At 43.5% G+C, this 14,080-nt stretch carries 13 protein-coding genes and 1 tRNA gene; 13 read left to right on the plus strand and 1 reads right to left on the minus strand.

Translation table 11 applies throughout. The features are described from left to right. The first annotated feature begins 60 nt into the window (after positions 1–60). The 8 genes from MKX75_RS09405 (at position 61) to MKX75_RS09440 (ending at position 8,867) form a co-directional block, all read left to right on the plus strand. Positions 61–1,242 (plus strand): methyl-accepting chemotaxis protein, encoded by a 1,182-nt coding sequence (locus tag MKX75_RS09405; RefSeq protein WP_339169394.1) that lies wholly within the window; start codon positions 61–63, stop codon positions 1,240–1,242. Positions 1,243–1,470: 228 nt separating this feature from the next. Continuing rightward, a complete protein-coding gene (pstB, locus tag MKX75_RS09410; RefSeq protein WP_036609821.1) occupies positions 1,471–2,226 on the plus strand; it encodes a phosphate ABC transporter ATP-binding protein PstB in 756 nt (251 codons plus the stop codon). A gap of 63 nt (positions 2,227–2,289) precedes the next feature. Continuing rightward, the gene (gene phoU, locus MKX75_RS09415) at positions 2,290–2,949 is read left to right on the plus strand and encodes a phosphate signaling complex protein PhoU (RefSeq protein WP_017689478.1); all 660 of its coding nucleotides are present in this window, start codon (positions 2,290–2,292) and stop codon (positions 2,947–2,949) included. 236 nt (positions 2,950–3,185) lie between these two features. Next, positions 3,186–5,840: a DNA polymerase I gene (polA, locus tag MKX75_RS09420; RefSeq protein WP_339169395.1), complete on the plus strand. Its 2,655-nt coding sequence runs from the start codon at positions 3,186–3,188 to the stop codon at positions 5,838–5,840. Between the two features lie 118 nt (positions 5,841–5,958). Beyond that, positions 5,959–6,795, plus strand: a complete 837-nt coding sequence (gene mutM / locus MKX75_RS09425) for a DNA-formamidopyrimidine glycosylase (RefSeq protein WP_339169397.1) — start codon at positions 5,959–5,961, stop codon at positions 6,793–6,795. 90 nt (positions 6,796–6,885) lie between these two features. Then, positions 6,886–7,701 (plus strand): MntP/YtaF family protein, encoded by an 816-nt coding sequence (locus MKX75_RS09430; RefSeq protein ID WP_076330342.1) that lies wholly within the window; start codon positions 6,886–6,888, stop codon positions 7,699–7,701. Between the two features lie 9 nt (positions 7,702–7,710). Then, entirely contained in the window at positions 7,711–8,307 is a 597-nt protein-coding gene (gene coaE / locus MKX75_RS09435; RefSeq protein ID WP_062833562.1) for a dephospho-CoA kinase, read from the plus strand. Continuing rightward, a complete protein-coding gene (locus tag MKX75_RS09440; RefSeq protein ID WP_062833563.1) occupies positions 8,304–8,867 on the plus strand; it encodes a lytic transglycosylase domain-containing protein in 564 nt (187 codons plus the stop codon). Before coaE ends, MKX75_RS09440 begins: the two co-directional genes overlap by 4 nt. A gap of 82 nt (positions 8,868–8,949) precedes the next feature. Here the strand turns inward: MKX75_RS09440 and MKX75_RS09445 are convergent, their stop codons facing one another. Next, positions 8,950–9,171: an alpha/beta-type small acid-soluble spore protein gene (locus MKX75_RS09445; protein WP_053783555.1), complete on the minus strand. Its 222-nt coding sequence runs from the start codon at positions 9,169–9,171 to the stop codon at positions 8,950–8,952. Between the two features lie 116 nt (positions 9,172–9,287). On the opposite strand from MKX75_RS09445, the gene nrdR reads away from it, so the two are divergent. From nrdR to MKX75_RS09470, 5 genes are all read left to right on the plus strand, one after another. Further along, positions 9,288–9,755 (plus strand): transcriptional regulator NrdR, encoded by a 468-nt coding sequence (nrdR, locus tag MKX75_RS09450; protein ID WP_062833564.1) that lies wholly within the window; start codon positions 9,288–9,290, stop codon positions 9,753–9,755. Positions 9,756–9,940: 185 nt separating this feature from the next. Further along, positions 9,941–10,016: transfer RNA gene (locus MKX75_RS09455), tRNA-Ala, on the plus strand. 770 nt (positions 10,017–10,786) lie between these two features. After that, on the plus strand, positions 10,787–11,665 hold the full coding sequence (locus MKX75_RS09460) for a nucleotidyltransferase (protein WP_076330343.1): 879 nt from the start codon (positions 10,787–10,789) through the stop codon (positions 11,663–11,665). Continuing rightward, positions 11,643–12,224 (plus strand): SLATT domain-containing protein, encoded by a 582-nt coding sequence (locus MKX75_RS09465; RefSeq protein ID WP_076330344.1) that lies wholly within the window; start codon positions 11,643–11,645, stop codon positions 12,222–12,224. The genes MKX75_RS09460 and MKX75_RS09465 overlap by 23 nt, the downstream gene beginning before the upstream one ends. A gap of 178 nt (positions 12,225–12,402) precedes the next feature. Then, positions 12,403–13,977, plus strand: coding sequence for a hypothetical protein (locus tag MKX75_RS09470; RefSeq protein ID WP_076330345.1), 1,575 nt, complete (start codon positions 12,403–12,405; stop codon positions 13,975–13,977). The last annotated feature ends 103 nt before the right edge of the window (positions 13,978–14,080 follow it).

Here is a 14,080-nt window from a genome sequence, read left to right on the forward strand (position 1 = left end):
CTTTGTACCTACATAACCCACCTCAAGACGGAGCTATTACGTAAAGGAGATTGCGCATTTATGCCTATGTTGCTCGAAGTGAAACCCGATCAGCCTCTCGTTGTTTTACATAATGAAGAATTAACTACACCTGAAATGAAGCATAATGAAGTAAGGGTTGTTGCTGAAGAGCCTGTAATCGATTTGCATGACTATTATCGTCAGGTTCCTGTCGCCGGGGTGCATACAACCTGTGGAGAAGCTGCGACGATGATGAATCAGGATCAGGAGCACCCGTGCATCGTATTATGTGATGAGCAGATGAAACCGACCGGGTTATTGATGCGTGAGACGTTATATCGGATGTTGAATGGTCGTTTTGCCGCAGATCTGTTCTACCGTAAACCCGTCATACAAGTAGCGAATGCATCTCCGGTTATTGCGGATATTCATATGGAAGCCACAACGATTATTGATATTGCACTTGGACGCACTGAACAGCATTTCTATGATTGTCTGCTCGTTACGGAACAAGACAGACTGCTCGGTGTGCTGACGATGCGTGACGTGATGTCTCTATCCCGAAGACTGCAACAGGCTGTTACGGAAGAGCGTATACGTACAGTAACCGAGAGCAGACAGGAGATATCCAGAATCAACGATGCAGTCACCAAGCTGGTGCAAGCGGCTAATCAGACTGTACATGAAGCCCGTGAGATCATGGCATTATCCGAGCATGGAGAAGAGAGTTTGAAGCACGTCGATGCTTCCTATAACCGCGTACATCAGCATATGGAGAGCCAAGGACAACATGCGGATTACATGCTGGATTCGATCAAAACCGGCTCAGGCATGGCACATTCCATTCGATCCCTGGCAGATCAAAGTGGACTCCTTGCGCTAAATGCTTCCATTGAAGCAGCTCACGCGGGTGAATACGGACGAGGCTTTCAAATTGTTGCAGGTGAGATTCGAGCGCTTGCGAAACAGACCCGTGAGGTTGCAGGCAACATGTCTTCATTGCTTGAGAATATTGGTGGGTTGACCCTCCAGACAGTAGAACTGGTTAAGGCAAGCGGAACCGAAATTGACAATAGTTCAGTGCATGTGACCTCTGGGGGAGCAACGTTCCGGCAACTGAACAGTGCAGTGAGAGATTTGTCTCGTATAGCAGAGGAGATCGCCATGGAAGGCGGAAAAGCTGGAGAAGTCGCTGAGCATATTCGAATGAAGCTGGATGAGATGGTTGCGGATAGTGAGTGATATAAAAGCAAATCAATAAGGCAGGCATCAGCAATCAGATTGATCCATCAAGCAGATCATGAAGGTTAAGGATGTCTTTTTACATTCCGTTAACATGAAAGTGATACTGTTTTTACAATGAGAGGGTAGGATATTAAAGATGGCCGAGCAGCGATGAATCATTATCAGCATCGGTCTCAACGTAAAGGGAGTTTCAGTGTCCCTGCAGCGAAGGAGAAGTGAACATCCATGAAGGACCTCATTCACATTGAAAATCTTAATTTATACTATGATACGCATCACGCGCTTAAAAATATATCGATGGATCTGCCGGAAAAAACCGTTACTGCGTTCATCGGGCCGTCAGGTTGTGGTAAATCGACATTGCTTCGCACATTGAACCGGATGAATGACATGATTCCGGGTGTTCGTGTGGAAGGACAGGTTATGCTGAATGGCTCCGATATTTACAGTAATGAGATTGAAGTGGAGACCCTGCGTAAACGAGTTGGCATGGTCTTTCAACAACCGAATCCTTTCCCGAAATCCATCTATGATAACGTCGCTTATGGACCACGCTTGCACGGGGTAACCCAAAAGGCTGAACTGGATCAATTGGTGGAACAAAGTCTTGTCCATGCGGCACTGTGGGATGAAGTGAAGGATGTATTGAAAAAGTCGGCACTTAGTTTGTCCGGTGGACAACAACAGCGTCTCTGTATTGCACGGGCGCTGGCTGTACAGCCTGACGTTCTGCTAATGGATGAAGCAACATCGGCACTCGACCCGATCTCCACATTGAAGATTGAGGAACTGGTGAAGGAATTGCATCACAAGTATACGATCGTTATGGTTACCCACAATATGCACCAAGCGGCACGGGTATCTGGACGTACGGTATTTTTCCTGAATGGTGAAGTGGTGGAGGCAGCTGATACGGAGACGTTATTCTCCACACCGCAAGATTCCCGGACCGAGGATTATATCTCGGGAAGGTTTGGTTAAGCGAGCTGAATTGGAACGATCCCGGCATACCCGGAGATGATGGACAAGGAGGACATGAAATCTATGATTCGCAGAAAAGAATTTGATCAGGAGCTTGAAGAGCTACGTACCTTGCTCAAGCAAATGGGTGAACATGTAGGAGCGGCACTGGATGGTGCCATTGAGAGTCTGCAGACGATGAACGCGGAGAAAGCTCAGGTCATCATCAAGAATGATGCGAATCTGAATGCCCTTGAAGACAAAATTATGGAACTTGGCTCTAAACTGATCATCACACAACAGCCGGTGGCAAAGGATCTCAGACGTATCATCGTTGCTTTCAAAATTTCCAGTGATCTGGAGCGTATGGGAGATCTCGCGCTCGACGTGGCGAAGGTAACCCTTCGGATGGATGGACAGAAACTGATTAAACCTCTGGTGGATATTCCGCAAATGGCAGAAATCGTGAAATCCATGATTGATGAATCCATCGAATCTTTCCTGAAAGAAAACACAGACCTGGCCTATAAGATGGCTCAAACGGACGATCAGGTCGATCAATTGTACAGTCACATGATCAGTGATCTCTACACGTTAATGACGGAGCATCCGAATCAGGCTTCTCAGGCTATGTTGCTGATGATGGTTGGACGTTACATTGAACGTATTGGCGATCATGCGACCAACATTGGTGAGAGCACGGTATACCTGGTAACAGGTAAACGTCCGGATCTGAATCAATAGGAAGAGCATTGTTTTGGAATTGGGGAATCAATGCTTGGCAAGAATAGCAATAATACCGAAATGAAGGACTTTCTCCCGGGTGGCCTGTGCACAGGCTGCCTGCGGAGAAGGTTCTTTTTTGCGAGTAAAAATGATGTGAAAAGATGGCTAATCTTTTTGATGTGACAGGTGGGTATGGTATCATGAGAGTAGTTGTAATTTGAAGAGGTTGACCATATGATACGCGAGGTGCTGGAATGGACAAGTTTATTCTCATAGATGGAAATAGCATTATTTACAGGGCGTTTTTTGCAATGCCGCCTTTGACCAATTCGAAAGGTCTGCATACCAATGCGGTATATGGCTTCACTACGATGCTGCTGAGACTGCTTGAAGAGCATAAGCCTACACATGTTATGGTTGCATTTGATGCAGGCAAAATCACGTTCCGCCACGAAGGGTATCAGGAATACAAGGGCGGACGGGAGAAAACACCACCAGAGTTGTCTGAGCAATTCCCTTTGCTCAAAGAACTGCTGAAAGGACTTGGCATTGCCCAGTTTGAGCTGGCTGGGTTCGAAGCGGATGACATCATCGGAACGTTAACCAAACGCGCAGATGAAGCGGGCAGACAGGTGCTCGTTGTATCGGGAGACAAAGATATGCTGCAGCTTGCCTCCGAACATGTACATATCGGGCTGACGCGTAAAGGGGTAACCGATATCGAACTGTATGATCCTGCTCAGATTAAGGAGCGCTATGGTCTGACGCCGTTGCAAATCATTGATCTTAAGGGTCTGATGGGCGATGCGTCCGATAATATTCCGGGGATTCCCGGAGTTGGAGAGAAGACAGCATTGAAGCTGTTGCACCAGTTCGGATCGGTAGAAGATGTGCTGAACGGCACAAGTGAACTGAAAGGCAAAATGAAGGAAAAGATCGAGGCCCACGCCGAAGATGCCCGGATGAGCAAACAACTCGCGACGATTCACCGCGAAGTGCCGCTGGAGCAGACGTGGGAGGATATGCAATTTGCCGGATTAAAAGAAGAACATGCTGGCCCTGCATTGGCCAAACTGGAATTCAAATCTTTGCTCGAACGCCTGTCATTCAGTGGCAGCATCGGTTCTGAACAAGAAGCGGTCCCTGCTGCCGAGGTGCAATCCTCCATTGCAACAGAGGACACGATCAGTGAGCTGTTCAGTTCGCTTGATTCCATTGATGTACTCCACGTGGAAACACATGGGGATAACCCACACCAAGCGAAACTGATCGGACTAGCTGTAGGTTCTGCTGGAGCCTATACATTCATCGCTCCCGAATTGCTTCAATCCGAGGCAGCGGCTCCGGTGCGGGCATGGCTTGGTAATTCAGAGGAGCCTAAGCGCGGGTATGATCTTCATCGTGTAGATCTGGCCCTGCATGCACATGGCATTGAATTCGCTGGTGCGTCATTCGATGTACAACTGGCGGCGTATTTGCTTGATCCAACGGAATCCAACCAGACGATTAGTGGACTCACGACCAAGTATGGTCTACCTTCGCTCGTAGAGGATGACACCGTTATGGGTAAAGGAGCCAAGTACAAGGTGCCGGAAGTGGAGATCTTGGGCGATTTCCTATGCCGTAAAGCTGCTGCAGTAGCAGCCATTATTCCACTTCAGGAGCAGGTGCTAGAAACGGATGAGATGAATTCACTGTTCTATGAGCTGGAAATGCCGTTGTCACGCATACTGGCAGACATGGAGAAACAGGGCATCAAGGCCAATACAGCCGATCTGCAAGCCTTGGGCAGTGAGTTTGAAGAGCAGATCAGCAGGTTGATGGCTGAGATCTATAAGCTGTCAGGAACGGAATTCAATCTGAATTCACCGAAGCAACTGGGTGAGATTTTATTTGATAGACTGGGCTTGCCAGTGGTGAAGAAAACCAAAACCGGTTACTCCACAGATGCGGAAGTATTGGAGAAATTGGCTCCTTATAATGATGTGGTCAAGCATATTCTGCAATATCGTCAGCTTGCCAAGCTGCAATCCACTTATGTGGAAGGGTTACTCAAAGAGATTTCTGATCGCGATGGCAAGGTGCATACGTATTACCGTCAGACCATTGCTGCAACGGGACGGCTTAGCAGTCAGTTCCCGAACTTGCAAAACATTCCGATTCGGATGGAGGAAGGTCGCAAAATCCGGAAGGTATTTGTTCCTTCCGAGCCAGGATGGTCCATTTTGGCAGCAGACTATTCCCAGATTGAACTGCGAGTACTGGCCCACATTTCGGACGATGAGCGCTTGAAGGAAGCGTTTGTCAACGATATGGATATTCATACGAAGACCGCCTCGGATGTTTTTGGCGTGAAGCCTGAGGATGTGGATGGGGATATGCGTCGTTCCGCCAAGGCGGTTAACTTTGGTATCGTGTATGGAATAAGTGATTATGGTTTGTCACAGAATCTGCACATTACGCGTAAAGAGGCTGCACAGTTTATTGATCAGTATTTTGAAGTATTCCAGGGTGTGCGCCGATATATGGATGACATTGTGAAGGAAGCTCGGCAGGATGGTTACGTCAAAACGTTGTTGGAGCGACGTCGCTACCTGCCAGAGATTAACGCCAGTAATTTCAATCTGCGTTCCTTCGCAGAGCGTACGGCGATGAATACCCCTATTCAGGGAACAGCGGCAGATATCATCAAGCTGGCCATGGTACAGATGGATGAAGCGCTGCGGGAACGCAATTTGAAGAGCCGTATGTTGCTTCAGGTGCACGATGAGCTTGTATTCGAAGTGCCTGCCGATGAATTGGAATTGATGAAAGATTTAGTACCTTCGGTTATGGAAAAAGCATTGGAACTGTCGGTTCCGCTGAAAGCCGAAGTCAGCTTTGGTGATAACTGGTACGAAGCGAAATAAATCAAGCGCTGTGCGGTTTTTCCGGTATTTTACAATAGACCTTTCCATGTTTTCGATATAAGAAAAGGGTCCCGCTGAGCGCTATCTTCCGTTATAATATAGGGGAGGTGAGAACATCATGCCGGAATTACCGGAAGTCGAAACAGTCAGAAGAACATTGAATCAACTTATTGTAGGCAAAACGATTGATCATGTTACCGTTAGCTTGCCGCGGATTATTCAGCGGCCGGACGACATAGATGCATTTGCAATGGAACTCGCGGGACATACCGTTATTGGGGTGGAGCGACGAGGCAAGTTTTTGCGTATTTTGCTGGACGGGCTTGTGCTTGTCTCCCATCTGAGGATGGAAGGAAGATACGGTGTGTACGAGCAGCATGAAGATGTGGAGAAGCATACCCATGTGATCTTCCATTTTAATGATGGTACGGAATTACGTTATAAGGATGTGCGCCAGTTCGGTACGATGCACCTGTTCAATGCAGGTGAGGAACTGGTATCGAAACCTTTGCTGAAGTTGGGACTGGAGCCGCTTGATCCGGCCTTTACAATAACTGCATTCCGTGAGGCGGTTGGCAAGCGCACAACCAAAATTAAAGCTGTACTGTTAAATCAGGCATATGTGGTCGGCATCGGGAATATTTATGTGGACGAGGCTCTATTTCGCGCAGGCATCCATCCCGAGACTATTGCCAAGACACTGACCGAAGCTCAGTTAATTGTGCTGCATGAAGCGATTGTGGCAACGTTGCAAGATGCAGTGAATGCAGGAGGATCTTCCATCAAATCCTATGTGAATGGACAGGGTGAGATGGGCATGTTCCAGCATCAACTGAAGATCTACGGACGTAAGTCAGAGCCGTGTGCAACATGTGGTACGTTAATCGAAAAAACGGTAGTTGGTGGCCGTGGTACGCATTTTTGTCCGAACTGTCAGCCGCTGAACATGAACTGAATGAACGAAATAATGAAATCATAGCACCCTTGGATTCCTCCCTCCATATACTGATATGGCAGAAATAAGCGGGCGTATACCCATACTGGCATCTTCAGTTGGCACGAGTACCGCACAGAGGAGGAATCCGGGGTGCTGCATCATTTTATTTCATTGCTGGCGCTTGCTTTGGCGCTTAGTTTAGATGGTTTTGGAGTCGGGATTACATATGGGTTACGGAGGACTAAGATTCCCCTGTTATCTATCGCTGTTATTTCGATCTGTTCGGGATTGGTTATTGCCTTGTCGATGCAAGTAGGTGTGCTGTTGTCCCATGTGGTGTCACCGGATATCGCTTCGATTGTGGGAGCCGTTATATTGATCGGCATTGGTGCATGGTCACTGTTGCAACTTATTCGAAAGCAAGGCAAAGAACAGCTGGAAACAGACACTAGAACGAACGAGGGAACGGAAACATCAGCAACTGGAGTTGGAGAAACACAAGAGACACTGACGGATACAAAAGGCAGGAACCAGGTGCTTGCGCTAGATCTGGAGCAGTCGGCTTCAGGTGGATCGCTGGAACGCATGGTATTTACACTGGAGCTGCGTAAGCTTGGGGTCGTCATTCAGATCCTTCGCAGTCCCTCCAAGGCGGATATGGATAACTCGGGGAGTATATCTGCCCAAGAAGCGATGTGGCTTGGTATTGCCTTGTCTCTGGATGCGTTTGGAGCAGGATTGGGAGCGGCACTTCTGGGATTCCCTACACTATGGACGGCACTCATTATTGCGCTGTTTAGTGGGGCGTTTTTGTCACTCGGCATGAAGGTTGGACTGCGTTTCTCAGCTCTGCGCTGGATGCGAAGACTGTCTGTATTGCCAGCACTATTGTTAATGATTATGGGAATAATGAAGCTGTTATGAGGTGAAACGATGAATATAGGCTTAACCGGCGGGATCGCGACAGGCAAAAGCAGTGTTTCCGCCTATCTCGCCAGTAAGGGAGCGTTGCTCATCGATGCAGACGTTATTGCCCGGGAAGTTATGATGCCCGGGCATCCCGTGTTGGCCGCCGCTGTTGAGCGGTTCGGACAAGCCATACTGAACGAAGATGGAACACTGGATCGGAAAAAGCTTGGAAGTATTGTTTTTCAACAACCAGAGGAACGAAAGGCATTGGAGGCTATCACACACCCGGCGATCCGTAGAGAGATGCGTGAACGGGCTGCCGCATACGCGTTGCAACATCCGGATAAACTTGTGGTATCTGATATTCCTTTGTTATACGAATCGGGTCTGGAAGATGGTTTCGAGGAAGTGATGGTTGTATATGTTCCCAGGTCAGTCCAACGAGATCGCTTGATGAGTCGGGATGGAATGACTGCGGCACAGGCTGAAGCCCGGATGGATGTACAGATGGATATTGAGCGCAAAAAGCAGCTTGCAGACATTGTCATCGATAACAGCGGCCTATGGCCTGCGACGGAGCAGCAAATTGACTCATATCTACAGCGTAAGGGTTTGTTATGAAAATATTACGCAAGAAACGTGTACTGCTGTTGATGTTTGTGTCTTTTGTACTCGTGCTATTTCTGAATACAAACTGGATGGCATGGTTCTATCCGATTCATTATAAGGAAGAGATTCGCGCCCAATCTCAGAGTTATGAGGTTGATCCGTTTCTGATTGCTTCCATTATCAAGGTGGAGACCAATTTTAAGACAAGCAAGGAATCCAAACGTGGTGCCATTGGGCTCATGCAACTGATGCCGGACACGGCGAACTGGATACTGGAACAAGCTAAAATTCCCGACACTTCGCTGGAGGAATTGAAGCACGAGCCTGAACGAAATATTCAATTAGGCACATGGTATCTGCGCAATCTGTCCGATCAATTCGATGGCAATGAAGCGGTTATGATCGCTGCCTATAATGCGGGTCCAGGCAAAGTAAACAGTTGGCTTAGAGATGGTGTATGGGATGGCTCATTTGATACGGTGAAAGATATTCCGTTTGGTGAGACGCGTCACTATGTACAAAGGGTCATTTACTATTATAATCAGTATGTAAAGATCTATAATACGTTCTAAGTATATAAGTAGAAGCACAGAGCAGGCCGGTTATTCACCGGCCGCTCCATGCTCCTCTGTGTAGCGTAATACGATGCAGATATTATTGGTATTGACCTGCCAATTGCTGTTCTGCAATTGTTACCAGACGCTTCGTGATGTATCCACCGATCGAACCGTTCTCGTAAGAAGTCATGTTACCTTGGTATCCGTCTTGTGGGATGCTGATTCCGAGTTCTTGAGCAACTTCATATTTCAGTTGTTCGAGGGCTGCGGAAGCTTTAGTTACCACCAAGTTGTTGGAGTTACCGTTGCTTTGTGCCATTGCTGTTCACCTCCTCGCGGGTTGGTAAAAGTATTATGTGTCGGCAATGCGTTTTTCATTACAAAATGAGTACAGGGAATATGTGGTAAAAAGTAAAACGTGGGAAGTGATCTGATTTGAAATGTCCTTATTGCGCTTTTCTGGGCACCAAAGTCCTTGATTCAAGGCCGGCTAATGAATCAAAATCGATTCGTCGCCGTCGTGAATGTGAGCAGTGCGCCAGAAGATTTACAACGTTTGAGATGATTGAAGAAACACCACTGATCGTTATTAAGAAAGATGGTAGTCGGGAAGAGTTCAGCCGGGACAAGATTCTCCGTGGGCTTATTCGAGCCTGTGAGAAACGTCCAGTCTCTGTAGAGACGCTGGAAATGATGGTATCTGAGGTAGAAAAGTCTTTGCGTAATACAGCCGATGCTGAGGTCGAGAGTCGCCAGATTGGTGAGCTATTGATGGAGCAGCTGTTTCCAGTCGATGAAGTGGCGTATGTGCGCTTTGCTTCCGTGTATCGCCAGTTCAAGGATATCAATATGTTCATGAAAGAACTAAAATCCCTATTGTCCAAAGACAATCTGGAGGATTAGTGAAGTGGGTAAGGGGAGAAGAGCAGTCTGGGGTTCCAGTCCGTGTGTGCCAGTGAAATCGGTTGTTCTTCTCCAATCACTTTGAAGCTTCAAAAAGTGATTGACAGCGAAAGCTGGATTTTATATGATATAGGAGTCGTCTGCGGAACGTAGCAGTGTTGGACAAGTTGTTAATTTTATATCCTGGGGCCTTAGCTCAGCTGGGAGAGCGCATCGCTGGCAGCGATGAGGTCAGGGGTTCGATCCCCCTAGGCTCCACCAAACATACACATAAACGGCAGAGATACCGTTTTTTTAGAAGCCCAAGCGCTAATGTCGCTTGGGTTTTTTGTGGTTTAAATTAGTGGTGCGCTGAAAAGACAAAAATATTTATGCATAAGTCAAGGAGCGTCCAAAGCTCCATATGTTTATATGGTTTATTTATGGAACTATTTTAAACTAATCGAATTGTTGTGCTTCCTTTATAAACGACGTTCTTTTAAAAAAATATGTTCTTATATTGGTGAAATACTCTCGTCTAATCGTTATGAATTCTAGAAAATGATCAAAAAGCTAACGGTGGAAGACAAGCGAATTGAGTGGTAAGAACTTGAGATGTTTCCCCAGCATATTTTAAACTGCGCAAGCTTAATTAGGCAGCGGCCTCGCAGAAGAAGAAAATGATGCTTAGCACGATTACTGGCATTATCGAGACCCGAAGAGATAGAACGTAGGTACACTACAAACTGCGAATCAGGCAATGCACTGGGAAGATAGTGCTAAGGTAGGTAATCAGGTAGATGCTGTTAAGGTAGTTGACTGGAGCCTATAGGACTAAAGTAAATGATACTCCTGTCGCTTGTGGAGCATTTAATTTGTCGAATATGGGAAAAATTTCTGGATTTTGAAGTTGGAATAGGCTATCATTATTGTAGGTATATTTTCCTGCTTTTTACTATGTTATTACATAGAAGGTGCAAAATTTAGAAAGGTCTTACATCTTCCTTGGTGGAAGACATTGAGTGGATAAATCTAGAACCGGAGGGGTTAGTATGTCAGTAAGCGAAAACTTTAGTCAGTTTTGTTCGAATCTTAGAATGAGTGATTCTATTGTAAGTACAGTACAACAAAGATATAAACAGATTACGAAGCGCATAAATCAAGATTACTGGAACAACTCCTCGGAAACATCGCACAGTCTATATGTTGGCTCTTACGGTCGGGGAACAGAAATATGGACAAGTGATATTGATGTGATCGTACAGTTACCGTATGCTACCTATCAAAAGTTTAACAACTACAGTGGGAATGGGCAATCCGCATTATTGAAGGAAGTCAAAGAAGCCCTTCAGAAAACATATAGTAGCTCTCATGTTAAAGGTGATGGGCAGGTTGTTGGAATAAATTTTACGGATAATATAAACTTTGAAATTGTTCCTGCATTTATCAATGATGCCGATAGTTATACATATCCTGACACAAATAATGGTGGAAGTTGGAAGGTAACTGATCCGCGTAAGGAAATTGATGCTATAAACACAAGAAACAGTAGTACAAATAAAAATTTGAAAAGACTTTGCCGCATGGCTCGTGCATGGAAAAACCACTGTGATGTAAGCATGAGTGGTATTCTTATTGATACATTAGCTTACAAATTCATTGGTGAATGGGAGAATAAGGATAAATCGTTTTTATATTATGACTGGATGAGCAGAGACTTTTTTAAATATCTAAAAGAAATTGATAAAGAGAAGAACTATTGGCTTGCACCAGGAAGTAACCGCTACGTATTTAAGGATAAGAACTTCCAAAGTAAAGCCGCAACAGCCTATGATAATTCTTTGACTGCTATTGAGTACGAAACTAAGGATCAGACATCATCTGCGAAATTAACGTGGAGGAAAATATATGGAACGAAATTCCCGAGTTAGTCAAGGGTATAAATTGGAGTCTCAAATCAGAGAGGCATATGGTCGAATTGTTTATACTTTTACATGTCACAATAAAATTGTCCAGAGAATGCTGTCTAAAAACGAGTTTATTAAAGTGTTTCAAATAGTACTCTCAGCTTTAACTACAGGCGGATTTATTGTTGCGATTATCGTTGACGAGAAAATTGCTAGTATTTTAGGGGCATTGATTTCTGTTCTTCTTCTAATTTTGAATGCTTACACTAAAAATTTTGATTTAGTTGAAACTGCTCAAAGTCATCAAAAAGCTGCAGATGCACTTTGGATAATCCGTGAAGAGTATGTATCTCTGTTAACTGATTTTGAATTGCTGGATGATGTTACAGTAATGACGAAAAGAGATGAACTACAGAATAGAACAGCTGAGATATATGCTCAATCACCAAGAACAGATTCTAAAAGCTATGTTGCTGCACAGCGGGCATTAAAGACAGAAGAGGAGCAAACATTCAGTGATGATGAGATTGATGTTATGCTCCCAAATTCCATACGAAGAAAAAATAGAAACTTGAATGACTGAATTATATTTTTTATTTTTTTGTATGTTTTTTTATGATTAATTCACATTGAAGTGAACGATTCCTAGTTTAGGAAATGCAGAGGTGAAGATCCAAGTTCAAGTGGATAAAATATATTGTGAGAGTATAGTTTATTATCTAAGGAACATCTACATTTAATAATTGAGGAGAAGTGTTAATATGAGTAATAAGTTCACAATTCTACTTTTAGGCCCAGCAGGATCGGGTAAATCTACATTTGTTGCTGCTTTAAGCAAAACAGATATTACAAAATATGTCGCTGCAAAAGAAGAAGGCGGAGCAAATACAACAAAGATTACAACTACATATGAATTTAGTAGTTCAACTACTGAGTTTAATGTAGCTGATTGCATTTGTATGGAAGAGGACAAAAAAGAAGCACTACTTTCTGAATTGCAAGAAATGTGTAAACAAGAAAATGGGATAGAGAAAGTTATTAGTAAAGTCAATGATCCATCATTTGCTCAAGTATGTACTCATATTACAATTACTCTACCTTGTAAAGAAGGTATCATTCCTGATAATTGTATTTTTGATTCCATAGTAGTCAGAGATAGCAGAGGACTTGGCGATATTGATGAAAATAGCGTTCCAAACTTTGATGAGTTGGGCATCACATATGATGTAAATGCAATTTTGTTCTTTTCTATATCTCAAATAAAACAACCAGTTATATTTTCTAAAATTATCGATCAGGTGATGCAATTTAATTTGAAAACCCCAATCTTCTCTTTAAGAAGATATCCTAAAGTCACTAAAAATGATCAGGAATTTGAAGAGAAAATCCTGAGAAATATTGAAGTTAGCGATAGGGATTTATTTGATTCTATAATTAAATTGGGGAATGCTGAAAAGGAATATAGACTAAATAATTTTGTGTTTAATCTTCCTGAGGTTGAACAGTGGGCAGGGGTATTAGATATCGATAATGCTGGTTATGAAAAACAAGTAAATAGTTATACTGATGCAATGAAAGAATTTCTATCTTATTCGATCTCAATGTATAACGAACTCTATAATACTTTGGTTAGTAAGATGCAAGGTCAATATCAAGATAAATTTATAAATTTAGTATTAAATAACTTATTGTCAACAAAAGCATTTGAGACGGCCACTAGGATTGTATCATTACCTCATTCAAAACCAAGTGATAACTATGTGGTATATAGAGATACAAAAGCACTGGCTCTTCCAGTTATGTTATCAACTAAAAGAATAACTGAACAACCATTTAGAAGCGAATTGAAAGCGGCAGGAAATAGGTACAAAGATGGAGTAATACCAAGCTATAGCTATTCATGCGTTAATTTTAGAAATATATTTCACATAATAGTTAATCAACTAACAAAGGAATATTCACTTCGTCCATTGTTCTGTACATTTATTGATATGTATTTAGAAAAGTATACAATTACCGCTTATACAGGGTATCAAAATGAAGCATGTAGTCAAAACGCTTTTAAATTTGATTTTTTCCTTTCAGTAAGAGACGAATGCACAAAAATTTTATTGGATAATAAATTAGCAGACAATGAAGGGAAATGGGATGATTTCACTTTTAAGCCTAAAAATAAAAAATACTCAAATGAAGAAGCAATAGCTGTATTTGTATATTCTAGACTAATAAACAAGTTAAGTTTGGATGATATTAAGCCATCCCTTGATGATACTGCATTTGCTTTTGTTGAAAAAACTAAAAAAACAGAAATATATAAACAATTAAAACGTAATTAGATAAAGTTTATATAGCGGAATGCTAAACTTAATAAAGCCTTAATGATTTTAAGTATATAATCGTCTTATGGGTGTGTAAATGACCATACATGGTAGAGCATAT

Source organism: Paenibacillus sp. FSL R5-0341 (assembly GCF_037975235.1).
In the GTDB taxonomy this organism is placed as follows: domain Bacteria; phylum Bacillota; class Bacilli; order Paenibacillales; family Paenibacillaceae; genus Paenibacillus; species Paenibacillus amylolyticus_A.